Raw genomic sequence first — 23,627 nt, forward strand, 5'->3', positions numbered from 1 at the left:
GGCGGCTCTGTCTGTTCCATCAGCGTACCCAAAAGCCGGGCCGATTACCCGGGCAGTTTCGCCAGGAAAGCCAACAGTGCCTGGTTGACGAACTCCGGGTTCTCGATGCTGGAGATATGACCGGCCTCGGGAATGCCGATATACGGACACCCGATCAGCTCGGCCATTTCCCGTGCTTCGCTCGGTGGGCGCGGCTTGTCCTGCTCGCCACACATCACCAGCGTGGTCCCGGCATCCAGGGCTGCAAGCGCCGCCAGGCGATCGTCCCGGCCAAAGATCAGGCGGCCCAGGGGCACGATGCTGTTGCGCAGGCGCTCGCTGGAATAGGTCGTCAGGGAACTGCGGAAGGTCTGGTAGAACGAGGCTTCGGAGTCGACACCGGCCTTGAAGAAAATCGGCACGATGGCGTCGAGCAGCGGTGGCGGGATACTGCCGGCGTCCTCGATCGTCTTCAGCATCGAGAAATAATACTGCCGGGTGGCTTCCGGTTCGGCACCGGCGTAGGTATCCATCAGCACCAGCCCGCGAATACGCTGCGGTGCGGCCAGCGCCAGGCGCGCGCCCCACATGCCGCCGACCGACAGGCCGACCAGGCTGAAACGCTGGATATCCAGGTGATCGAGCAATGCCAGGGTCTGGTTGGCGAGATCATCCAGGCTGCGGGTACTTTCCGGCAGCGCTCCGGACTGCCCATGACCCCAGAGTTCCGGCACGATCACCCGGTAGTGCCGGGCCAGGACGGCGATCTGCGGTGCCCACATGGCGCTGTCCCACAGATAGCTGGAGCCGAGGACAACCACCTCGCCCGCGCCCTGGTCCAGATAATGAAGCGATTGCCCATCGATAGTCACAACTGGCATTGAATCCCCCTGCGGTCATGAATCAGACAACGAATGCCCAAAGGCAGCGATAAAGTGATCGGACAGTATTGGCCGTCCATGTCGAGCGCGCCACAAGCCTGATGTAACAGAACATCCGGCTGCAGATTTTTATTCCATGACGAGCGCACTTTTACACTTTGAAACCTTCGTTTTCCGCCTTGTCCAGACGACTGCGCTAACCTCGTGGGCTTTCCAGCACAGAAATTGCCTTCATGACTTCTACCCAGTTTCTCTGCGCTGTACTGCTGTTTTCGCTTGCCGGATGCGACCAGTCAACGGCCTCCAAGGACGTTGTTCCGAAAAGCGCTCTGTCAGATCAGGCGCTCAGCGATCCGGACTCGCCCTGGGCCCAAGCCAGAAAACGCAATATCAGCTTTCGCGCCGTGGGCAATGAACCGGGCTGGTCGGTGGAAATCGGCCGTGGCGAAACGCCGGAACTGCATCTGCAGATGAACTATGGCGAGCAGAAGACCGACATCGCGAAAACCGAGGCGACGCCCGAGGGGTTCTTCGGCAATGCCGCCGACGGCACCGAGATCCAGGTGCTGATCGACAGGGAAACCTGCACCGACGATATGAGCGGCCAGGAGTTCGAGGCGAGCGTACTGCTCAAGGTGGGAGACAGGGACTACCGCGGGTGCGGGGTTTCCCTGGTGGATTGAAAGCGTTGGGGCATGGACCCGTCGCTGAGGAACAGATCGTGGCCTTCACTGCACTCCGGCGACGTTCCCCATCAACTGCTCCACATAAGCGATAAATGCCCGGGCCTTGGCGCTTGCCATGCGCCCGGTCGGGAAGATGGCCCAAAGGTCCATTTCGGGCAGGTCCCAATCCTCGAGCACCGGCACTACCTCGCCGCTGGCCAGCTCAGGCGCGAACATCCATTCCGAAGAGAGCGTAAGACCGTAGCTCGACAAGACGGTGGTCCGCACGCCCTCGGCGGCGCTGACCCGGATACGGCCGCTGAGAGTGACCGTCTGCTCGGCCTGGCCTTTTTTGAACAGCCATGACGCCCCTCCTCCGCCCAGCGAATAGATCACCGCTTCATGATCTGTCAGGTCCGCGGGGGATTCGGGTATGCCATGCCGTTCAAAATAGGCGGGCGTTCCCAGCACAAGCCGTCGGCAGCGGGCGATCTTTCTCGCCGTCAAACCCGAATCGCTGAGGTTGCCCATTCGCAAGGCGACGTCGACCCCCTCTTCGACAAGGTTCACCGAGCGGTCATCCAGCAGCACATCGACGTCCAGCAGGGGGTGCATCTCCAGGAAGCCGCCCAGATGGGGAAGAATGTGCAATCTGGAGAACGTCACCGTGGTGGAGATGCGCAGTGTTCCGGTCAGCCCGGCACCCGCCCCGCGAGCGGCGAGCTCGGCTTCACCGGCCTCCTCGATGACCTTCCTTGCCCGCTCGAAAAACAGCGTGCCGGCCTCGGTCGCGGATAACCCGCGCGTCGAGCGGGTCAGCAGGCGAACCCCCAGGCGCTCTTCCAGCTGGGCGATGGTTTTCGAAACAGCCGGCTGCCCGACGTCCAGGCGCCTGGCTGCCGCGGAAAAAGAACCTGTCTCCACGACGTAGACAAAGGTTTCCATGGCAGCCAGCCGATCCATCCCGATTACTCCACGGTGACCGACTTCGCCAGGTTGCGCGGCTGGTCGACGTCGGTGCCCTTGAGCACCGCCACGTAGTACGACAGCAGTTGCAGCGGGATGGTGTAGAGGATCGGCGCCAGGGTGTCGTGGATATGCGGCATGGTGATGACGTGGGTGCCCTCGCCATTGCTCATCCCGGCCTTCTCGTCAGCGAAGACGATCAGCTCGCCACCGCGGGCGCGGACTTCCTGCAGGTTGGATTTGAGCTTCTCCAACAGCTCGTTGTTCGGCGCCACGGTGACGATCGGCATGTCGTTGTCGACCAGAGCCAACGGGCCGTGCTTGAGCTCACCTGCCGGATAGGCCTCGGCGTGGATATAGGAAATTTCCTTGAGCTTGAGCGAGCCTTCCATCGCCACCGGGTACTGCGCGCCACGACCGAGGAACAGGGTGTGGTGCTTGTCGGCGAACAGCTCGGCGATTTTCTCGACCTTGGCGTCCATCGCCAGGGTCTCGCCCAGGCGGGTCGGCAGGCGCCGCAGTTCGTCCACCAGCTCCGCCTCGACAGCCGGCGCCAGGGTGCCGCGTACCTGGCCCAGGGCCAGGGTCAGCAGCAGCAGGCCGACCAGTTGGGTGGTGAAGGCCTTGGTCGAGGCCACGCCGATTTCACGGCCGGCCTGGGTCAGCAGGGTCAGGTCCGATTCACGCACCAGCGAGCTGATACTGACGTTGCAGATCGCCAGGCTGCCGAGGAAGCCGAGCTCCTTGGCATTGCGCAGGGCCGCCAGGGTGTCGGCGGTTTCGCCGGACTGGGAAACGGAGACGAACAGGGTGTCCGGTTGCACCACCACCTTGCGGTAGCGGAACTCACTGGCGACTTCGACCTGGCACGGGATACCCGCCAGGCCTTCGAGCCAGTAACGGGCGACCATGCCGGCATGGTAGCTGGTACCGCAGGCGACGATCTGCACATTGCGGACCTTGGCGAACAGCTCGGCGGCCTGGGGACCGAAGGCCTGGACCAGTACCTGGTTCTGGCTCAGGCGCCCTTCCAGGGTACGTTGCACCACCGACGGTTGCTCGTGGATTTCCTTGAGCATGAAGTGGCGGAAGGCTCCCTTGTCGGCGGCTTCGGCACCGTCGCGGTACTGCACGGCCTCGCGCTCGACGGCCTGGCCGTCGACATCCCAGATCTGCACGCTGTCACGGCGGATCTCGGCGATATCGCCTTCTTCCAGGTACATGAAGCGGTCGGTCACCTGGCGCAGGGCCAACTGGTCGGAAGCGAGGAAGTTTTCCCCCAGGCCGAGGCCGATCACCAGCGGGCTGCCGCTGCGGGCCGCAACCAGGCGGTCGGGCTGCTGCGCGTTGATCACCGCCAGGCCATAGGCCCCGTGCAGTTCCTTGACCGTGGCCTTCAGCGCCTTGGTCAGGTCGCCGAGGTCCTTGAGCTTGTGGTTGAGCAGGTGGGCGATCACTTCGGTATCGGTGTCCGAGGTGAACACATAACCCAGGCCCTTGAGTTGCTCGCGCAGGACTTCGTGGTTCTCGATGATGCCGTTGTGCACAACGGCGATATCCGAGCCGGAGAAGTGCGGGTGGGCGTTGCGCTCGCACGGCGCGCCATGGGTGGCCCAGCGGGTGTGGGCGATCCCCAGGCGACCGGCCAGCGGTTGACCGGCGAGGGCCTGGTCCAGTTCGCTGACCTTGCCAGTGCGACGGGTGCGCTCCAGCGTGCCGTTATGGGTGAAGACGGCGACACCGGCGCTGTCATAGCCGCGGTATTCCAGACGCTTCAGGCCTTCGACCAGGATGGCCGTGATATTACGTTCAGCAACTGCACCGACAATTCCGCACATGCTCTTTTCTCCTAGCTGACAGCCGCGCAAATCAAATGTATGCCGCGGGCCTGAATCTGTTCGCGTGCCTCAAGCGGCAAGCGTTCATCGGTAATAAGGGTGTGGACGCTGCTCCAGGGCAGTTCCAGGTTGGGGATGCGTCGACCGATCTTGTCGGCCTCGACCATGACCACCACTTCCCGGGCGACCTGGGCCATGACGCGGCTCAAACCCAGCAATTCGTTGAAGGTGGTGGTACCGCGCTCCAGGTCGATGCCGTCGGCACCGATAAACAGCTGGTCGAAGTCGTAGGAACGCAGCACCTGTTCGGCGACCTGGCCCTGGAACGACTCGGAATGCGGGTCCCAGGTGCCACCGGTCATCAGCAGCACGGGCTCGTGTTCCAGTTCGCTCAGGGCCCGGGCGACATGCAGGGAATTGGTCATCACCACCAGGCCGGGTTGCAGGCCCAGTTCCGGGATCATGGCGGCAGTGGTGCTGCCGCTGTCGATGATGATCCGTGCATGCTCACGCAGGCGCCCGACCGCGGCCCGGGCAATCGCCTGCTTGTACTTCGACACCGAGTGGCCGAGATCGCTGACCAGTTCATGGGGCATGCTGATCGCGCCGCCGTAACGACGCAGCAGCAAGCCATTGCTTTCGAGAGCGGCCAGATCCTTGCGAACCGTAACTTCGGAAGTTTCGAAGCGCCTGGCCAGCTCGTCCACGCTCACTTCGCCCTGCTCATTGAGCAAGGCGAGGATGCTATGGCGACGTTGAGGTGTATTGCGTTTCGACATGGGAGTATAAGTTTCGATTCGAAAGATAACGAACGCAATCAAAACCTGAAATCGAAACTTCGTCAAGTGACAGATGCAAGAACTTATCGGCGAGAGGGCCTTTGAGGCTTGCAGCGCTCATGACACCCCATCGCTGGCAAGCCAGCTCCCACGGATAACTCAGCTCTTCTTGATCTTCACCGGCCGTTTCCAGCCTTCGATATTGCGCTGGCGCGCACGGGCCACGGCCAGTTGCCCTTCACCGACGTTCTGGTTGATGGTCGAACCCGCCGCCGTGCTGGCGCCGTTGGAGATATCCACAGGCGCCACCAGGGAGTTGTTGGAACCGATGAAGACGTCTTCGCCCAGCACCGTCTGGTGCTTGTTGGCCCCGTCATAGTTGCAGGTGATGGTGCCTGCGCCGATATTGGTCCGCGCGCCGATCCGCGCATCGCCCAGGTAGGCGAGGTGGCCGGCCTTGGCATCGTCGGCCAGGTGCGCGTTCTTCAGCTCGACAAAGTTACCCACATGGGCGCGGGCACCCAGCACGCTGCCGGGACGCAGGCGGGCGAAAGGACCGGCGTCGCTGCCTTCGCCGAGGATCGCGCCGTCGAGGTGGCTGTTGGCCTTGACCGTCACGCCCTTGCGCAGCGTGGTGTCCTTGATCACGCAGTTCGGACCGATCACCACATCGTCCTCGATCACCACGCGACCTTCCAGGATCACGTTGATGTCGATGAGGATATCGCGCCCCACGCTGACTTCACCGCGCACATCGAAGCGGGACGGGTCGCGCAGGGTCACGCCCTGGGCCATCAGGCGCAGCGCGGCGCGCTTCTGGTAGTGACGCTCGAGTTCGGCCAGTTGCTTGCGGTCGTTGGCGCCCTGCACTTCCATGGCGTCATGGGGTTGCTCGGTTTCCACCACTAGGCCGTCGCCGACCGCCATGGCGATCACGTCGGTCAGGTAGTACTCGCCCTGGGCGTTGTTGTTCGACAGGCGACTCATCCAGTCACCGAGACGCCGGGCCGGCAGCGCGAGGATGCCGGTGTTGCCTTCGGTGATGGCGCGCTGCGCCTCGTTGGCGTCCTTCTGCTCGACGATCGCACAGGCCTTGCCCTGATCGTTGCGCACGATGCGGCCATAACCGGTCGGGTCCGCCAGTTCGACGGTCAGCAGCGCCACCTGCTCAGGCGTGGCGTGGCGCAGCAGGCGCTGCAGGGTCTCCACTTCGATCAGCGGGACGTCGCCGTAGAGCACCAGCACCGTGTCGCCGGTGATGAAAGGCACGGCCTGGGCCACCGCATGGCCGGTCCCCAGTTGCTTGTCCTGCAACACGAAGTTCAGGTCGTCGGCCGCCAGTTGTTCACGTACCCGGTCCGCGCCGTGGCCAATCACCACGTGAATGCGCTGTGGATTCAATTGCCGGGCGCTGTGGATAACATGTCCAAGCATCGAATTGCCGGCTACGGGGTGAAGAACCTTCGGCAACGCCGAACGCATGCGAGTGCCTTGACCTGCAGCGAGGATAACGATTTCGAGAGACATGACTGGCTACCAATCCTGGGTGGTCAGCGGCTGCGACCAGGTGATGAACATCGGAAAAGAAAAAAGGGTAGCCGAGGCTACCCTTTTTAATCAATCACACAACAAGCAGCGGATTAACCGCCGAACTTCTTGCGGATCTGCTGGACGGTGCGCAGCTGGGCTGCGGCCTCGGCCAGACGTGCAGCAGCGGAACCGTAGTCGAAGTCCGCGCCTTTTTCATTCAGGGCCTTCTCGGCAGCCTTGACGGCTTCCTGAGCGGAGGCTTCGTCCAGGTCGGCAGCACGTTGCACGGTGTCGGCAAGAACCTTGACCATGTTCGGCTGAACCTCGAGGAATCCACCGGAGATGTAGAACACCTCGGCTTCCCCGCCCTGCTTGATCAAGCGGATCGGACCCGGCTTGAGATTGGTGATCAGCGGCGCGTGGCCCAGGGCAATACCCAGGTCACCCAGTGCACCGTGCGCAATCACCATCTCGACCAGGCCGGAGAAGATTTCCCCTTCCGCACTGACGATATCGCAATGGACTGTCATAGCCATCTGATTGCCTCAACCTAAATTAGCGCCCGTTGCCGGGCGCCGGGATTACAGTTTCTTGGCTTTCTCGATCGCTTCTTCGATGCCGCCAACCATGTAGAACGCTTGTTCTGGCAGGTGGTCGTAGTCACCGTTGAGGATGCCTTTGAAGCCAGCAATGGTGTCTTTCAGGGAAACGTATTTACCCGAGGCACCGGTGAAGACTTCAGCCACGAAGAACGGCTGCGACAGGAAGCGCTGGATCTTACGAGCACGGGATACCAACTGCTTGTCGGTTTCCGACAGCTCGTCCATACCCAGGATCGCGATGATGTCCTTCAGTTCCTTGTAGCGCTGCAGAACGTACTGGACGCCGCGAGCGGTGTCGTAGTGGTCCTGGCCGATCACGTTCGGGTCCAGCTGGCGCGAAGTCGAGTCCAGTGGATCGACCGCCGGGTAGATACCCAGGGAGGCGATGTCACGGGACAGTACGACGGTGGCGTCCAAGTGGGCGAAGGTGGTCGCTGGCGACGGGTCGGTCAAGTCGTCCGCTGGTACGTATACCGCCTGGATCGAGGTGATCGAACCTTCCTTGGTCGAAGTGATGCGCTCTTGCAGCACGCCCATCTCTTCAGCCAGGGTCGGCTGGTAACCTACTGCCGAAGGCATACGGCCCAGCAGTGCGGATACTTCGGTACCGGCCAGGGTGTAACGGTAGATGTTGTCGACGAACAGCAGAACGTCGTTACCTTCGTCACGGAACTTCTCGGCCATGGTCAGGCCGGTCAGGGCTACGCGCAGACGGTTTCCCGGCGGCTCGTTCATCTGGCCGTAGACCAGTGCCACTTTGTCCAGAACGTTGGAGTCCTTCATCTCGTGGTAGAAGTCGTTACCCTCACGAGTACGCTCACCCACACCGGCGAACACGGAATAACCGCTGTGCTCGATGGCGATGTTACGGATCAGTTCCATCATGTTTACGGTCTTGCCGACACCGGCACCACCGAACAGACCGACTTTACCGCCCTTGGCGAACGGGCAGACCAGGTCGATAACCTTGATGCCGGTTTCCAGCAGGTCGTTGCCGCCTGCCTGTTCGGCGAACGACGGCGCCGCGCGGTGGATACCCCAGCGCTCGTCGGTGTCGATCGGACCAGCTTCGTCGATCGGGTTGCCGAGGACGTCCATGATCCGGCCCAGGGTCGCTTTACCGACCGGTACGGAGATGGCAGCGCCGGAGTCGACAACGTCCAGACCGCGCTTCAAGCCTTCGGTGGAACCCATCGCAATGGTACGCACCACGCCGTCGCCCAGCTGCTGCTGAACTTCCAGGGTGGTTTCCGCGCCTTGTACTTTCAGCGCGTTGTAGATGCTCGGTACGCTGTCGCGTGGGAATTCCACGTCGATAACGGCGCCGATGATTTGAACGATACGTCCGCTACTCATAGCTGGATCCTCTGAATATTTGAACCGTTAAACCGCGGCAGCGCCGCCGACGATTTCCGAGATCTCTTGGGTGATCGCAGCCTGACGCGCCTTGTTGTAGATCAGCTGCAAATCGCTGATCAAATCACCGGCGTTGTCGGTAGCGTTCTTCATCGCGATCATCCGCGCAGCTTGTTCGGCCGCGTTGTTCTCGACCACCGCCTGGTACACCTGCGACTCCACGTAGCGCACCATCAGGCCGTCAAGCAGCTCTTTGGCGTCCGGTTCGTAGAGATAGTCCCAGTGGTGCTTGAGTTCTTGATCCGGGGTTGCCACCAGTGGAATCAACTGCTCCACGGTAGGCTGCTGGGTCATGGTGTTGATGAACTTGTTGGACACCACGGACAGGCGGTCAATACGGCCATCCAGGTAGGCATCCAGCATCACCTTGACGCTGCCGATCAGGTCATTGATCGACGGCTCTTCACCCAGGTGGCTGATAGCTGCAACGACGTTACCGCCGAAGTTGCGGAAAAACGCCGCACCCTTGCTACCCACTACACACAGATCAATCTCGACGCCGTTTTCGCGGTTTACCGCCATGTCCTTGACCAGGGCCTTGAACAGGTTGGTGTTCAAGCCGCCGCACAGACCACGGTCACTGCTCACCACGACGTAACCGACGCGCTTGATTTCGCGGTCGATCATGAACGGGTGGCGGTATTCCGGGTTGGCGTTGGCCAGATGCCCAATTACCTGGCGGATACGCTCCGCATAAGGACGGCTAGCAGCCATGCGCATTTGTGCCTTGCGCATTTTGCTGACCGCCACTTTTTCCATGGCGCTGGTAATTTTTTGCGTGCTTTTGATGCTCGCAATCTTACTGCGAATCTCTTTTGCGCCTGCCATGTAACACCTATCAGGTTAGCAAGCGGGAGCCTTGCGGCTCCCGCTGCGGCTTACCAGGTTTGGGTGGCCTTGAACTTCTCGATACCGGCTTTCATGCCAGCGTCGATTTCGTCATTGAAGTCACCCTTCACGTTGATCTTGGCCAACAAATCGGCGTGATCGCGGTTGAAGTAAGCAATCAGCGCTTGTTCAAAGCTGCCGACCTTGGCGATTTCGACGTCAGTCAGGAACCCACGCTCAGCGGCATACAGCGACAGCGCCATGTCAGCGATCGACATTGGTGCGTATTGCTTCTGCTTCATCAGCTCGGTAACGCGCTGACCATGCTCAAGTTGCTTGCGGGTCGCTTCGTCCAGGTCAGAAGCGAACTGGGCGAATGCCGCCAGTTCACGGTACTGGGCCAGGGCGGTACGGATACCACCGGACAGCTTCTTGATGATCTTGGTCTGAGCGGCACCACCTACACGGGATACCGAAACACCGGCGTTCACAGCAGGACGGATCCCGGAGTTGAACATGGCCGATTCCAGGAAGATCTGACCGTCGGTGATGGAGATCACGTTGGTCGGAACGAACGCGGAAACGTCGCCAGCCTGGGTTTCGATGATCGGCAATGCGGTCAGGGAACCGGTTTTGCCAGTCACTGCGCCGTTGGTGAACTTCTCGACATACTCTTCCGAAACGCGGGATGCGCGCTCCAGCAGACGGGAGTGGAGATAGAACACGTCGCCTGGGTAGGCTTCACGGCCTGGTGGACGGCGCAGCAGCAGGGAAATCTGGCGGTAGGCCACTGCTTGCTTGGACAGATCGTCATAAACGATCAGCGCGTCTTCACCGCGATCGCGGAAGAACTCGCCCATGGTGCAACCGGAGTACGGTGCCAGGAACTGCAGCGCAGGAGATTCGGAAGCACTGGCGGCCACGATGATGGTGTTGGCCAGGGCGCCGTTTTCTTCCAGCTTGCGAACCACGTTGGCGATGGTCGATTGCTTCTGACCGATCGCGACGTAGACACAGAAGATGCCGCTGTTTTTCTGGTTGATGATCGCGTCGATCGCCAGAGCGGTCTTACCGATCTGACGGTCACCGATGATCAGCTCACGCTGGCCACGGCCGACCGGGATCATGGCATCGACAGCCTTGTAGCCAGTCTGTACAGGCTGGTCTACCGACTTACGCCAGATCACGCCTGGAGCAACTTTCTCGACCGCGTCGGTCTCGGTGTTGTTCAGCGGACCTTTGCCGTCAACTGGGTTACCCAGTGCGTCGACAACGCGACCCAGCAGTTCCTTACCAACCGGAACTTCGAGGATGCGGCCGGTGCACTTGGCGCTCATGCCTTCAGCCAGACTGGTGTATGCGCCCAGTACCACGGCACCTACGGAGTCTTGCTCCAGGTTGAGGGCCATACCGTAGACGCCGCCCGGAAACTCGATCATCTCGCCGTACATGACGTCGGCCAGACCGTGAATCCGCACGATACCGTCAGATACGCTGACGACAGTGCCTTCGTTACGGGCTTGGGAGGTCACATCGAGCTTGTCGATGCGGCCCTTGATAATTTCACTTATTTCGGAAGGATTGAGTTGCTGCATTGCTCTGCTGCCCCTTCAAACTCAAGATTTCAATGCTTCGGCCAATTTCGCGAGTTTGCCGCGAACTGAGCCATCGATAACCAGGTCGCCGGCGCGAATGACAACACCCCCGATGAGGGATGAATCTTCCGCAACTTGCAGGCGCACTTCCCGGTCGAGTCGTGCACTGAGAACCTTGGCGAGTTTGTCTTGCTGTTCTTGGTTCAATGCAAAAGCACTGGTGACTTCCACGTCTACCGATTTCTCTTGCTCGGCCTTGTACAGGTCGAACAGAGCGGCAATCTCCGGCAACAGCGGGAGACGGTCGTTTTCAGCAACGACGTGGATGAAATTCTGTGCCTTGGCATCGAACTTGTCGCCACACACGTCAATAAACGTGGTGGCCTTGTCTGCGCTCGTCAGTCGCGGGGCCTTGAGCACGCGCCGCATGGTGTCGTCTTGCGACACCGCTGCAGCCAGGCCGAGCATGGCTGACCAATTGGCCAGTTGCTGGTGGGCCTGAGCGTGCTCGAAGGCCGCCTTAGCGTAAGGTCGGGCCAACGTGGTCAGTTCTGCCATGATCGCCCTCGCTTAAATTTCAGCAGCCAGTTTGTTAACCAGCTCCGCGTGCGCGTTTTGATCGATTGTGGCACCCAGGATCTTCTCGGCACCGCCAACGGCCAGGCTACCCAATTGGGCGCGCAGCGCGTCTTTGACGCTGTTCAGTTCCTGTTCGATCTCGGCCTGAGCCGAAGCCTTCACGCGTTCAGCTTCGACGCGGGCTTTATCAACAGCCTCTTCGACGATCTGGTTACCGCGTTTCTTGGCTTGCTCAATGATCTCGGCTGCCTGTGCTTTTGCATCGCGCAGTTGGTGACCCGCTTTCTCTTGGGCCAACTCCAGGTCGCGAGCTGCACGGGTGGCAGCGTCCAATCCATCCGCGATCTTCTTCTGACGTTCGTGCAAAGCCGCGATGACCGGAGGCCACACGAACTTCATGCAAAACAGTACAAAAATGAAGAACGCAACGGACTGGCCAATCAGGGTTGCATTAATGTTCACGCCAACACCTCGCTCGTTCGTTGTCCATCACACCAATCAACTCGAAAATTCGAGTGATCAGCCAGCGAGTTGACCAACGAAGGGGTTCGCGAAGGTGAAGAACAGAGCGATACCAACGCCGATCATGGTTACGGCGTCGAGCAGACCGGCCACGATGAACATTTTAACTTGCAGCATTGGAACCATTTCTGGCTGACGCGCTGCGCCTTCCAGGAACTTGCCGCCCAGCAGGCCGAAACCAATTGCGGTACCCAGTGCGCCCAGGCCGATCAACAGTGCAACAGCGATAGCGGTTAGACCAACTACAGTTTCCATCTTTCCTCCCGACTTTTACGTCGTATGGTTTAGGTTTTTTAGATTTTAAAGCGGTAAAACAAATCGTTTCATAGCCCAGGAGGGCCACCTTCCCGTTTTACCGGGAAGGACATCAGACTAGTCGAGACTGGTCTTAATGGTTTTCTTCGTGCGCCATCGACAGATAGACGATGGTCAGCATCATGAAGATGAACGCCTGCAGGGTGATGATCAGGATGTGGAACACGGCCCACGCCCACTGCAGTACGACGCCCAGGCCACTGAGCCAGAGCAGGCCGCTGCCGAACATCACAGCGATCAGGATGAATACCAGCTCACCGGCGTACATGTTGCCGAACAGACGCAGTGCCAGGGAGATCGGCTTGGCGATCAGGGTGACGAATTCCAGCAGGAAGTTCACCGGGATCAGCAGGGCCTGGATGAAGATGTTCTTGCTACCGAAAGGATGCAGGGTCAGCTCGCCGATGAAACCGCCGATGCCCTTGACCTTGATGCTGTAGAAAATGATCAGCGCGAACACCGAGAAGGCCATGGCCAGCGTGGCGTTCGGGTCGGTGGTCGACACGGCGCGGAACGGAATCTCGTGGTTGCCGGAAATGGCCGCGGCCAGTTGCGGGATCCAGTCGACCGGTACCAGGTCGACGGCGTTCATCAGGAACACCCAGACGAAGATGGTCAGCGCCAGCGGTGCAATCACCGGGCTACGGCCGTGGAAGCTGTCTTTCACGCTGCCGTCGACGAATTCGACCAGTACTTCGACGAAGTTCTGCAGGGCGCCCGGCTGACCGGAGGTCGCCTTTTTCGCCGCCATGCGGAACAACAGGATGAAGATCAGCCCCAGTGCGACAGACCAACCCAGGGTATCCAGGTGGAATGCCCAGAAGCCCATTGCCTTGGCTTCTGCTGCGGAATGGGCAAAACCCCAGCCGCCGGTAGGTAGCTGACCGAAGGTCAGGTTCTGCAAGTGGTGCTGGATATAGCCCGAAGCGGATTCTGCTGCCATGGTTGCCTCAAACGCCCTAAGGTCTCGAAAGTCTTGTTTTCATTAGCAGGGGAGCGAACCAGCTGACCGACTGGGTCAGCACGAAGACGCCGAAGACTGCTATCGGCGCCAGTGGCTTCACACCTGCGAACGTCAGTGCAAACAGCACTGCCGTCAAAATTAACTTGCCCGCCTCGCCGGCATAAAAAGACCGGACGATGGACTGGGCTGCTCGGGCGCCGGAAAACCGAAAGGCCCTGTGAGCAAAATACACATTGGGTAGCAAGGCTATCAGGCCTCCGCAGAGTCCTGAGTATCCGGCAACGACACCGTGCCATTGCCAAAGCGCCACCGCGGCCACCAGCAATACGACCAATTGAGCCAATAAAACCGGAAATACCGCCAAGCGATGGAACGGCAACCTGTTTGGCCTGCGGGTTTCCATCACTCACGCTCCTCAAGGGTCGGCTGCCAGAAATCAATAACTTGGCATAAATTGTGCCGACAAAATGCGCGCAGAGTATAGGGGCGGTTCAGCCCCTATTCAACTGCCGGGTAGTGATTTCCGACTGCGCGCTACATGAGGAAATGTTTCAGCGGATGTGGGCAAGTACCCCTTGTAGTTCATCCAAGGAGTTATAGCGAATCACCAACTGGCCTTTTCCCTTCTGCCCGTGGCGAATCTGCACCGCAGAGCCCAGGCGCTCGGCGAGGCGCTGCTCGAGGCGGCTGATGTCCGGGTCAGCCTTGGGGGGTTCGACCGGGGCCGGTTTGCCGCTCAGCCACTGGCGAACCAGTGCCTCGGTCTGGCGCACGGTGAGGCCGCGTGCGACAACATGTCGCGCCCCTTCGACCTGCCGGTCATCCGGCAAACCGAGCAAGGCACGGGCATGTCCCATTTCCAGGTCGCCGTGGGACAACATGGTCTTGATGACTTCGGGCAACGCGATCAGGCGCAGCAGGTTGGCCACGGTCACGCGGGACTTGCCCACGGCTTCGGCGACCTGTTGCTGGGTCAGCTGGAATTCCTGCTGCAGACGCTGCAGGGCCACGGCTTCCTCGATCGGGTTGAGGTCTTCGCGCTGGATGTTCTCGATCAGCGCCATGGCGATGGCGGTTTCATCCGGCACATCGCGGACCATCGCCGGGATGGTTTCCTGGCCAGCCTGCTGGCTGGCACGCCAGCGGCGTTCACCGGCAATGATTTCAAAGCGCCCGCTGCCGATCGGACGGACCACGATCGGCTGCATCACGCCCTGGGCCTTGATCGAGTTCGCCAGTTCCTCCAGCGCCTGCGGGTCCATGTCGCGGCGCGGCTGGTACTTGCCGCGCTGGATCAGGTCCAGCGGCAGGTGCTGCAGTTCACGTTCGTCGGCCTGGACGGCCTGCTCTTCCAGCGAGCTGACGGTCGGACCACTCAGCAGTGCATCCAGTCCACGTCCGAGACCTCGTTTCTTGACGGCCATGGGGATTCCTTAAGTTGCCGGAGCGGCGGCGCGTGAATTTTTACGTTGCCGACGAACCATCTCGCCGGCCAGGGCCAGGTAGGCCACGGCACCACGGGATTGCTTGTCGTACGCCAGGGCCGGCATGCCGTAGCTCGGGGCTTCGGCCAGACGGATGTTGCGTGGAATCACGGTGTCGTACAGCTGGTCACCGAAATGTTCCTTGAGCTGTGCGGAAACGTCGTTCATCAGACTCAGGCGCGGGTCGTACATGGTCCGCAGCAGGCCTTCGACCTTCAGTTCCGGATTGAGCAGTTCGGCGATGCGCTTGATGTTATCCACAAGGTCGCTCAGCCCTTCGAGGGCAAAGTATTCACACTGCATGGGGATAATCACCCCGTCAGCGGCGACCAGGGCGTTGAGGGTCAGCATCGACAGCGACGGCGGACAGTCGATCAGGATGAAGTCGTAGTTCTCGCGGATCGGCGCCAGGGCGCTGCGCAGACGGCTTTCCTTCATCTGCATTTCCAGCAGCACCACTTCGGCCGCCGTCAGGTCACGGTTGGCCGGCAGCAATTGATAACCGCCGTGTTCGGAGAAGTGCATGGCCTGCGCCAGATCGCATTCACCGATCAGCACATCGTAGATGGAGTTTTCCAGGCCGTGTTTATCCACACCGCTACCCATGGTGGCGTTGCCCTGTGGATCGAGATCGATCAACAGCACCCGGCGCTTGGTCGCGACCAGGGATGCTGCGAGGTTGATGCAGGTGGTGGTCTTGCCCACGCCACCTTTCTGGTTCGCTATCGCGAATACCTTAGCCATTCTTGCTTGTGTTCCCAATCATGCCGTGCGGCGCAGTATCAGCAGATGACGTTGGCCTTGGCAACCGGGTACGGCCAAGGCGTGTTCGCTATCGAGGTGGAAGTCTGCCGGCAATGCTACCAGCTCATCCGCCGGATGGACGCCCTTCATTGCCAGCCAGCGTGTGTCAGTGTCGCCGAGATGGCGGGTCCAGTTGCTGAAGTTCTCCATGCTGCTGAACGCCCGGGAAATGATCCCGTTGAACGGCTGCGGCGGCTGGAAGGCTTCGACGCGACTGTGGATAACTTGCAGGTTATCCAGTTGGAGTTCGAGTTTGACCTGGGTCAGGAAGCGGGTTTTCTTGCCATTGCTGTCCAGGCAGGTCACTGGCGACCGGGGAAACAGGATCGCCAGGGGAATACCCGGCATGCCGCCGCCGCTGCCAACGTCGAGCCAGCGACCGTCTTCGACAAAGGACATCACGCTCAGGCTGTCGAGCAGGTGCCGTGAAACCATTTCGTCCGGATCGCGCACCGCGGTCAGGTTGTAGGCCTTGTTCCACTTGATCAACAGGGCCAGGTAGCCCAGCAACTGTTCGTGCTGGGTTGCGCTCAGGTTGACACCGAGCTGGCGAGCACCTGTGGATAACTCTTCGGCGTGTTGCGAGGTGACCAACGAACTCAAGCGCTTTGCTCCAACTGACGGCCCGCGCCGCGTTTTTTCAAGTGAATCATCAACAGGGAAATCGCCGCCGGCGTCACACCGGGAATCCGCGAGGCCTGGCCCAGGGTCTCGGGACGGGTCGCGCCGAGCTTGCTCTGGATCTCTTTCGACAGGCCGGAGATGTTCGAATAATCGATATCCACAGGCAACCGGGTGTCTTCGCTGGCCCGCAGCCGGGCGATCTCGTCCTGCTGGCGGTCGATGTAGCCGGCGTACTTGGTCTTGATCTCGACCTGCTCGGCGACCTGTGGATCCTGTGCGCCCTGTCCGGTCACTTCGACCAGACCAGCGTAGTCGATTTCCGGACGGCTCAGCAGATTCAGCAAATTGTATTCATGGGTCAGCGGCGTACCGAACTTCTCAGCGATGGCATCGCCCTGCTCGGTGCCCGGGCGTACCCAGGTGCTTTTCAGGCGCTGTTCTTCCAGATCGATGCTCTCGCGTTTCTTGCAGAAAGCCGCCCAGCGCACGTCATCCACCAGGCCCAGCTCGCGACCTTTTTCGGTCAGGCGCAGGTCGGCGTTGTCTTCGCGCAGGATCAACCGGTATTCGGCGCGGGAGGTGAACATCCGATACGGTTCCTGGGTACCTAGGGTGATCAGGTCGTCGACCAGTACCCCGATGTACGCCTCGTCGCGACGCGGACACCAGCTGTCCTTGCCCTGGGCACGCAGCGCGGCGTTGGCGCCGGCCAGCAAACCCTGGGCACCGGCTTCTTCGTAACCGGTGGTGCCGTTGATCTGGCCGGCAAAGAACAGGCCGCCGATCACCTTGGTTTCCAGGCTGTACTTCAGGTCACGCGGATCGAAGTAATCGTATTCGATGGCATAGCCCGGACGAACGATATGGGCGTTTTCCATGCCACGGATCGACTGGACGATCTGCAACTGCACGTCGAACGGCAGGGATGTGGATATCCCGTTCGGATACAGCTCGTGGGTGGTCAGGCCTTCCGGCTCGATGAAGACCTGGTGGCTTTCCTTGTCGGCAAAGCGATGGATCTTGTCTTCGATCGACGGGCAGTAGCGCGGGCCGATCCCTTCGATCACACCGGAATACATCGGCGAACGATCGAGGTTGGCCGCGATGATCTCGTGGGTCCGGGCGTTGGTGTGGGTAATCCAGCAACTCACCTGGCGCGGATGCTGCTCTTTCGAGCCCATGAACGACATCACCGGAATGGGCGTATCACCCGGTTGCTCGCTCATCACCGAGAAATCCACGGAACGGCCGTCGATCCGCGGCGGCGTGCCGGTTTTCAGGCGACCGACGCGCAATGGCAGTTCCCGCAGGCGGTGAGCCAGGGCAATCGACGGCGGATCGCCGGCGCGGCCACCGGAATAGTTCTGCATCCCGATGTGGATAAGTCCACCGAGGAAGGTCCCGGTGGTCAATACCACGGATTCGGCGAAGAAACGCAGGCCCATCTGGGTCACGACACCACGAACCTGGTCCTGCTCGACGATCAGGTCGTCGGCGGCCTGTTGAAATATCCACAGGTTCGGCTGGTTTTCCAGGATTTCACGAACAGCGGCCTTGTACAGCACGCGGTCGGCCTGTGCACGGGTGGCACGCACGGCCGGGCCCTTGCGGCTGTTGAGAACCCGGAACTGGATGCCGCCTTTATCGGTGGCGATGGCCATCGCGCCGCCGAGGGCGTCGATTTCCTTGACCAGGTGGCTCTTGCCGATGCCACCGATGGCAGGGTTGCAACTCATTGCACCGAGGGTTTCCACGTTATGCGTCAGCAACAGGGTTTTTGCCCCCATGCGTGCTGATGCTAGTGCTGCCTCGGTACCGGCATGACCGCCGCCGATGACGATCACTTCAAAACGGGAAGGGAAATCCACCACGCACCTCGTGCCTGCTTCCAGGTAGGTAAATAAGAAAAATTTGGACTGAATGAACAAGTATAGGGAATTCGCCCTTCCTAAAGAACCCTTTGCACAAAATTTAACCAGCTGTGGATAATCGGAGGTAATAGAAATTAAAAGAGAGAAATTTATTAAAGCTTTGTTTTTATGTTTATTCTTAGTGAGCACCCATTCTGTGGATAAGGTTCTGCAGACCTTGTTTTACGGTATGTACAGAGATTCATAAGTCTGTGGTCATGTGCCAGGGAGGGTTTGGGATAACCGGTGTAAGCCTGTGGATTAAAGCGCCGCTTATCCACAAGCGGGTTCATCCTCAGTTTTCAGGCCTGGTTATCAACCGAGCTGAAGGGCAGTTATTCACAGGGCTTAATCCACAAAAAATCGCTTTCCCGGTGAATCGCAGGCACGCGCAAACCCTCCGCGAGCCGGAATTCATCAAGAGAGCGGAAGGATCAGTGCAGCAGAAACAGAGGAGACGCCGGGATCAGGCCCGGCCCCCATGCAAGACAGGAAGTGGAATCAGACATCGTCCCAGCGATGAAATACGGCAGCCTGGCCGTGAATCACGCCTTCGGCATCCTGCAATTGCCAGACAAGGCCTTCGCGGATCCAGAAGCGCCTGCCCGTCCTGGAGATACGGATCCCGGTGTAGCCGCTGGCATAACCCTGTTGATGGACGCGATCCAGCAAGGACTGGCGTTCCGCACGGTTCGGCGCCTCGGCGGACAGTCGCGACGGCAACTGGGTGAACTGCACCCAGTCATAATCGAAACAGTGCTGCGCAGCCCGATTGGCATAGATGAAACGTGGATCGGCATCGGTGTTGTGGGACAGCACGCAAAAGGGCGCCCGCTCGTACAACCAGGTCGCATCACTGCCCTGCGGCACCAGTGGCTGACCGACAAGCCGTTGATAACTCCCGGTCAGAAGCTCGAAAAAGGCTGGATCAATGGACAACGAACTCATCATTTCCCCGCTACGTCGGTGTGTAAGGTTCAAGGACGCCCTCCCTGTCCAGTCGTGCTCCTGATGCATTCACAGCAACTGTGGATAACCGGACCGCCTCCGCTTGGTCATTTCCCGATACAAAAACTCGAAAAGATTCTTCCCAGCAGATCGTCGGAGCTGAAGGCACCGGTGATTTCCCCAAGGAATTGCTGTGCCTGACGCAAATCTTCGGCCAGCAGCTCTCCGGCACCTGCCAGGGTCAACTGTGCATGACCGTGCTCCAGTGCCGAACTGGCGAAGCGCAGGGCTTCCAGGTGCCGGCGGCGAGCGCTGAAGCTGCTTTCCGATGTCTGTTCATAACCCATGCAGGCCTTGAGGTGGTCGCGCAGCAGCTCCAGGCCTTCGCCACCGGCCTTGGCGCTGAGGCTGATGGTGACGTGGCCATCCGCGCTGACCTCCAGGGCGATACCCTCTCCCGTCAGGTCGGCCTTGTTGCGGATCAGCGTGACTTTCGCCGGATCCGGTCGCTGTTCGAGAAACTCCGGCCACAAGGCAAAAGGATCCACAGCCTCCGGCGCGGTGGCGTCCACCACCAGCAATACCCGATCGGCCTCGCCGATGGCCTTGAGGGCTCGTTCCACACCGATCTTTTCCACATGATCGTCGGTATCCCGCAATCCGGCCGTGTCGACCACGTGCAGGGGCATGCCGTCGATGTGGATATGTTCGCGCAGGATATCCCGGGTGGTCCCGGCGATCTCGGTGACGATTGCCGCTTCGCGACCCGCCAGGGCATTGAGCAGGCTCGATTTTCCGGCGTTCGGCCGTCCGGCGATGACCACGGTCATGCCATCCCGCAGCAGTGCCCCCTGCCCTGCTTCGCGGATCACTGTGGATAACTCGTCGCGCACGGCGTCGAGCATCGTCAGCACATGGCCATCGGCGAGGAAGTCGATTTCCTCCTCGGGAAAATCGATGGCCGCCTCCACGTAGATCCGCAGGCCGATCAATTGTTCGGTGAGGTTATGCACACGCTGTGAGAACGCCCCTTGCAGCGAGCGCAAGGCATTGCGCGCGGCCTGGGCCGAACTGGCCTCGATCAGGTCGGCGATCGCCTCGGCCTGGGCCAGGTCGAGCTTGTCATTGAGGAATGCGCGCTCGCTGAATTCACCGGGGCGAGCCAGTCGACAGCCCAGTTGCAGGCAACGCTGCAGCAGCATGTCGAGGACGATCGGGCCGCCGTGGCCCTGCAGTTCCAGGACATCTTCGCCGGTGAACGAATTCGGCCCCGGAAAATACAGCGCGAGGCCTTCATCGAGTACTTCGCCGGCGTCGCCGTGGAACGGACCGTAGTGGGCGAAACGCGGTTTCAGCTCACGACCGCTGATGGCCAGCGCCGCACTTTGCGCCAGAGGCCCGGAAATACGGACGATGCCGACCCCGCCACGGCCCTGGGCGGTGGCAACGGCGGCGATGGTTTCCCGAGGGACGTTCATGGAGCGGGCCTCAAAGCAGAAAGTGACAGATAGCAAAACGCCCCACTAGGGGGCGTTTTGAGTGGTTATCCACAGAGTAAGTTACGCAGCGGCTTTTTTGGTAGCGGCTTCGATCTTACGTGTGATGTACCACTGCTGGGTGATCGACAGGCAGTTGTTCACAACCCAGTACAGCACCAGACCGGCAGGGAACCACAGGAAGAAGAAGGTGAAGATGATCGGCATCAGCTTCATCACCTTGGCCTGCATCGGATCCGGCGGAGTCGGGTTCAGACGCTGCTGGATGAACATGGTCGCGCCCATGATGATCGGCAGGATGAAGAACGGATCCTTGATCGACAGGTCGGTAATCCACAGGATGAACGGTGCCTGACGCATTTCCACGCTTTCCAGCAGAACCCAGTACAGCGAGAGGAAGACCGGCATCTGCACGAGGATCGGCAAGCAACCCCCCAGCGGATTGATCTTCTCCTTCTTGTACAGCTCCATCATGGCTTGCGACATTTTCTGCCGGTCATCGCCATGTTGCTCTTTCAGCGCAGCCAGTTTCGGAGCAACGGCACGCATGCGCGCCATCGACTTGTAGCTGGCGGCCGACAAGGGGAAGAAAAGCCCTTTGATCAGCATGGTCAGGACGATGATCGAGAAGCCCCAGTTGCCGAGCAGGCTGTGGATATGTTGCAGCAGCCAGAAGATCGGCTGGGCAATGAACCACAGGATGCCGTAGTCAACGGTCAGTTCCAGACCCGGGGACAACTCTTTCAGCACAGCCTGGCTCTTCGGACCGGCGTAGAGGACCGCGCTGGTCTCGACTTTCTGGCCTGGAGCCACGGTCAGCGAAGGACCGGTGTAGCCGATGATGTAGTTACCCTGGCTGTCCTTGCGGGTGGTCACGACATTGCTGTCGCCCTTGGCAGGGACCCACGCGGTCACGAAGTAGTGTTGCAGCCAGGCAACCCAGCCACCCTGGACGGTTTCTTTCAGCGGGCCCTTGTCGATATCTTTCATCGACACTTTCTTGTACGGCTCGGAACTTGTCCACAGGGCGGCGCCCAGGTAAGTCGCGGTACCGGTGGCGGTGCTGGAAGAAGGATCGGCGCTGGCGTCGCGTTTCAGCTGGGCGAACATCGCGCCCGACCATGGCTGGGCGCTTTCGTTGTCGATCAGGTAGGAAACGGTCACGTCATACAGGCCGCGCTTCAGGCTGAAACGCTTGATGTAGTTGACGCCGTTTTCGCTGAACTTCAGGTCGACGACCAGTTTGTCCTGACCGTCAGCCAGTTGATAACTCTTCTGTTCGGAGGAGTACAACGGGCGACCGGCGGAGCTGGAGTCCGGGCCGTTGGCGCCGATCAGGCCGCTTTGAGCCAGATAGGTACGCTCGCCACCGTTGTCGAACAGCTGGAACGGAATTTCCGGGTGATCCTGGCGACGTGGATAAAGCGGCAACTTCAGTTGCGCGACATCCCCACCTTTTGGATCGATAGCCAGGTCGAGCACATCCGTCTTGATATGGATGAGGTCTTTGCTGGCGGCCACCGGCGCTTCAACAGGAGCACTGGTGTCATTGGCAGCTCGTGGAATGTCATCACTGGCGGCGGCATTGCTGCCGGTTGCCGTATCCGGCAAGCCAGAAACGGTGGTGCTGGCAACATTCTGAGTCGGCAGGGCAGCCTGACCGTAGTCCTGGTTCCATTTGAGAACCATGACGTAGGACACGATTGCCAGGGCGACGATCAGGATCGTGCGTTTGATATCCATGATTACTCGGCCATCGAAGAAGAACGGGAGGTAGGGATAGGTGGAACCGGGTCATAACCACCGGCATTCCACGGATGACAGCGACCTAAACGACGAAAGGTCAGCCAGCCACCGCGCAGGAGTCCATGAGTTTCGATGGCTTCGTACGCGTAGCAGGAACAACTGGGGTAGAAACGACAGTGACTGGCCATCAGGGGACTGATGGCATAGCGGTAAAACTGGATCGGAACGAGCGCCAGTTTACGCATCTGGACTGTCTACCCCTGCAGGTTCGGTTTTGACGGTGGCTGCCGGCGTATTACGGGCCAGGCGTTTCCACAGTTTGCCGAAATGCTGAATCAATTCGGGGTTTTCTACGTCCCCCAAACCTTTGCGCGCGACGATAACAATGTCCCAGCCGACCAGTGAATCCTGGTGCAGACGGAACGATTCGCGCATCAGACGTTTGAGGCGATTGCGCTCAACGGAGAGCTTCACGCTCTTTTTACCGATAACCAGCCCCAGGCGGGGATGATCGAGGTCGTTGTTGCGCGCAAGGAGCAGGAGATTTTTCCCCGGAACCTTGCCGGTAGGGGAGTCAAAGACTGCCTTGAAATGTCGTGGCGTAAGCAGACGCTTTTCCCGACTGAAGTCCTGACTCACCACCAGTGCCGGATTATCAAACTGCCAGACGAGCGCGGCCTTTGGCGCGACGACGCGACAGGACGGCACGGCCGTTCTTGGTTGCCATGCGAGCACGGAAACCGTGGGTGCGGGCGCGTTTGATAGTGCTGGGTTGGAAAGTACGTTTCATGGCGTTGCTACCTGGTTCGTCACAACGGGCCGGAATGGCCCCCGTTTTAAGAGACCGGGGATTCTAGAGAAAGCAAGCCTCTAGGTCAATTTCCAACCAGCTTTTACTTCATATAGGTATTCAGGGTCCGTGTGCTTGATCGGCTCGCGACCTAGATATAGAAATAAAGAAGGGAATTATTTAAAGCTTTTCTGTAAAGCTTATAAAAGCTTAGGAAGCCATCCTCTGTGGATAAGTGCCACGAGGCCTTTAACTGCCTACTGTACAGAGAATGACAACACGGTGGGGAAACGGTGTCCTGCCTGTGCTGCGCTGTCGGATAAGCTGTGTGTGGAATGGCATGTTATCCACAGGCCGGTTACCCAC

Annotated in this window: 25 protein-coding genes; 1 reads left to right on the plus strand and 24 read right to left on the minus strand. The window is 59.9% G+C overall.

Annotation, left to right across the window (positions count from 1 at the left end; all coding sequences use genetic code 11):
* Positions 1 to 44 precede the first annotated feature (44 nt).
* On the minus strand, positions 45 to 860 hold the full coding sequence (locus KI243_RS32650; protein WP_212810312.1) for an alpha/beta fold hydrolase: 816 nt from the start codon (positions 858 to 860) through the stop codon (positions 45 to 47).
* A 233-nt stretch (positions 861 to 1,093) separates the two neighbouring features.
* Here KI243_RS32650 and KI243_RS32655 point away from each other — a divergent pair, with 233 nt between their 5' ends.
* Positions 1,094 to 1,543 (plus strand): hypothetical protein, encoded by a 450-nt coding sequence (locus tag KI243_RS32655; protein ID WP_017129326.1) that lies wholly within the window; start codon positions 1,094 to 1,096, stop codon positions 1,541 to 1,543.
* A 45-nt stretch (positions 1,544 to 1,588) separates the two neighbouring features.
* On the opposite strand, the gene KI243_RS32660 is transcribed toward KI243_RS32655, so the two are convergent.
* The 23 genes from KI243_RS32660 to rpmH form a co-directional block, all read right to left on the minus strand.
* The gene (locus KI243_RS32660; RefSeq protein ID WP_212810313.1) at positions 1,589 to 2,488 is read right to left on the minus strand and encodes a LysR family transcriptional regulator; all 900 of its coding nucleotides are present in this window, start codon (positions 2,486 to 2,488) and stop codon (positions 1,589 to 1,591) included.
* 5 nt (positions 2,489 to 2,493) lie between these two features.
* A complete protein-coding gene (gene glmS, locus KI243_RS32665; protein WP_017129301.1) occupies positions 2,494 to 4,329 on the minus strand; it encodes a glutamine--fructose-6-phosphate transaminase (isomerizing) in 1,836 nt (611 codons plus the stop codon).
* A gap of 11 nt (positions 4,330 to 4,340) precedes the next feature.
* Positions 4,341 to 5,108: a DeoR family transcriptional regulator gene (locus KI243_RS32670; RefSeq protein WP_017129300.1), complete on the minus strand. Its 768-nt coding sequence runs from the start codon at positions 5,106 to 5,108 to the stop codon at positions 4,341 to 4,343.
* 159 nt (positions 5,109 to 5,267) lie between these two features.
* Complete coding sequence (glmU, locus tag KI243_RS32675) at positions 5,268 to 6,635, minus strand: bifunctional UDP-N-acetylglucosamine diphosphorylase/glucosamine-1-phosphate N-acetyltransferase GlmU (RefSeq protein ID WP_042937022.1); 1,368 nt, start codon at positions 6,633 to 6,635, stop codon at positions 5,268 to 5,270.
* A gap of 113 nt (positions 6,636 to 6,748) precedes the next feature.
* Positions 6,749 to 7,174: a F0F1 ATP synthase subunit epsilon gene (locus tag KI243_RS32680; protein ID WP_010447599.1), complete on the minus strand. Its 426-nt coding sequence runs from the start codon at positions 7,172 to 7,174 to the stop codon at positions 6,749 to 6,751.
* Positions 7,175 to 7,219: 45 nt separating this feature from the next.
* Complete coding sequence (atpD, locus tag KI243_RS32685; protein WP_017129298.1) at positions 7,220 to 8,596, minus strand: F0F1 ATP synthase subunit beta; 1,377 nt, start codon at positions 8,594 to 8,596, stop codon at positions 7,220 to 7,222.
* A gap of 27 nt (positions 8,597 to 8,623) precedes the next feature.
* On the minus strand, positions 8,624 to 9,484 hold the full coding sequence (atpG, locus tag KI243_RS32690) for a F0F1 ATP synthase subunit gamma (RefSeq protein ID WP_017129297.1): 861 nt from the start codon (positions 9,482 to 9,484) through the stop codon (positions 8,624 to 8,626).
* A 50-nt stretch (positions 9,485 to 9,534) separates the two neighbouring features.
* On the minus strand, positions 9,535 to 11,079 hold the full coding sequence (gene atpA, locus KI243_RS32695) for a F0F1 ATP synthase subunit alpha (protein WP_017129296.1): 1,545 nt from the start codon (positions 11,077 to 11,079) through the stop codon (positions 9,535 to 9,537).
* A gap of 21 nt (positions 11,080 to 11,100) precedes the next feature.
* On the minus strand, positions 11,101 to 11,637 hold the full coding sequence (locus tag KI243_RS32700) for a F0F1 ATP synthase subunit delta (RefSeq protein ID WP_017129295.1): 537 nt from the start codon (positions 11,635 to 11,637) through the stop codon (positions 11,101 to 11,103).
* Positions 11,638 to 11,649: 12 nt separating this feature from the next.
* On the minus strand, positions 11,650 to 12,120 hold the full coding sequence (locus tag KI243_RS32705; protein WP_017129294.1) for a F0F1 ATP synthase subunit B: 471 nt from the start codon (positions 12,118 to 12,120) through the stop codon (positions 11,650 to 11,652).
* A 57-nt stretch (positions 12,121 to 12,177) separates the two neighbouring features.
* Positions 12,178 to 12,435 (minus strand): F0F1 ATP synthase subunit C, encoded by a 258-nt coding sequence (gene atpE, locus KI243_RS32710; RefSeq protein ID WP_002555987.1) that lies wholly within the window; start codon positions 12,433 to 12,435, stop codon positions 12,178 to 12,180.
* Positions 12,436 to 12,568: 133 nt separating this feature from the next.
* On the minus strand, positions 12,569 to 13,438 hold the full coding sequence (gene atpB, locus KI243_RS32715; protein ID WP_017129292.1) for a F0F1 ATP synthase subunit A: 870 nt from the start codon (positions 13,436 to 13,438) through the stop codon (positions 12,569 to 12,571).
* A gap of 16 nt (positions 13,439 to 13,454) precedes the next feature.
* Entirely contained in the window at positions 13,455 to 13,862 is a 408-nt protein-coding gene (locus KI243_RS32720) for a F0F1 ATP synthase subunit I (protein WP_017129291.1), read from the minus strand.
* Between the two features lie 148 nt (positions 13,863 to 14,010).
* Complete coding sequence (locus KI243_RS32725; RefSeq protein WP_177061898.1) at positions 14,011 to 14,883, minus strand: ParB/RepB/Spo0J family partition protein; 873 nt, start codon at positions 14,881 to 14,883, stop codon at positions 14,011 to 14,013.
* Positions 14,884 to 14,892: 9 nt separating this feature from the next.
* Entirely contained in the window at positions 14,893 to 15,687 is a 795-nt protein-coding gene (locus KI243_RS32730) for a ParA family protein (protein WP_042937020.1), read from the minus strand.
* Between the two features lie 18 nt (positions 15,688 to 15,705).
* A complete protein-coding gene (rsmG, locus tag KI243_RS32735) occupies positions 15,706 to 16,350 on the minus strand; it encodes a 16S rRNA (guanine(527)-N(7))-methyltransferase RsmG (RefSeq protein WP_017129288.1) in 645 nt (214 codons plus the stop codon).
* Positions 16,347 to 18,239, minus strand: a complete 1,893-nt coding sequence (gene mnmG / locus KI243_RS32740) for a tRNA uridine-5-carboxymethylaminomethyl(34) synthesis enzyme MnmG (protein WP_177087356.1) — start codon at positions 18,237 to 18,239, stop codon at positions 16,347 to 16,349. The genes rsmG and mnmG overlap by 4 nt, the downstream gene beginning before the upstream one ends.
* 543 nt (positions 18,240 to 18,782) lie before the next feature.
* Positions 18,783 to 19,262, minus strand: coding sequence for an MEKHLA domain-containing protein (locus tag KI243_RS32745; protein ID WP_244861802.1), 480 nt, complete (start codon positions 19,260 to 19,262; stop codon positions 18,783 to 18,785).
* Positions 19,263 to 19,336: 74 nt separating this feature from the next.
* Complete coding sequence (gene mnmE, locus KI243_RS32750) at positions 19,337 to 20,707, minus strand: tRNA uridine-5-carboxymethylaminomethyl(34) synthesis GTPase MnmE (RefSeq protein ID WP_017129286.1); 1,371 nt, start codon at positions 20,705 to 20,707, stop codon at positions 19,337 to 19,339.
* An 81-nt stretch (positions 20,708 to 20,788) separates the two neighbouring features.
* Positions 20,789 to 22,468: a membrane protein insertase YidC gene (gene yidC, locus KI243_RS32755; RefSeq protein ID WP_017129285.1), complete on the minus strand. Its 1,680-nt coding sequence runs from the start codon at positions 22,466 to 22,468 to the stop codon at positions 20,789 to 20,791.
* A 2-nt stretch (positions 22,469 to 22,470) separates the two neighbouring features.
* Positions 22,471 to 22,716, minus strand: coding sequence for a membrane protein insertion efficiency factor YidD (gene yidD / locus KI243_RS32760; protein ID WP_039792602.1), 246 nt, complete (start codon positions 22,714 to 22,716; stop codon positions 22,471 to 22,473).
* Complete coding sequence (rnpA, locus tag KI243_RS32765; protein WP_212811269.1) at positions 22,709 to 23,110, minus strand: ribonuclease P protein component; 402 nt, start codon at positions 23,108 to 23,110, stop codon at positions 22,709 to 22,711. Before rnpA ends, yidD begins: the two co-directional genes overlap by 8 nt.
* A 16-nt stretch (positions 23,111 to 23,126) precedes the next feature.
* Positions 23,127 to 23,261: a 50S ribosomal protein L34 gene (gene rpmH / locus KI243_RS32770; protein ID WP_003213577.1), complete on the minus strand. Its 135-nt coding sequence runs from the start codon at positions 23,259 to 23,261 to the stop codon at positions 23,127 to 23,129.
* Positions 23,262 to 23,627 lie beyond the last annotated feature (366 nt).

Source organism: Pseudomonas sp. Ost2 (assembly GCF_018326065.1).
Lineage (GTDB): Bacteria > Pseudomonadota > Gammaproteobacteria > Pseudomonadales > Pseudomonadaceae > Aquipseudomonas > Aquipseudomonas gingeri.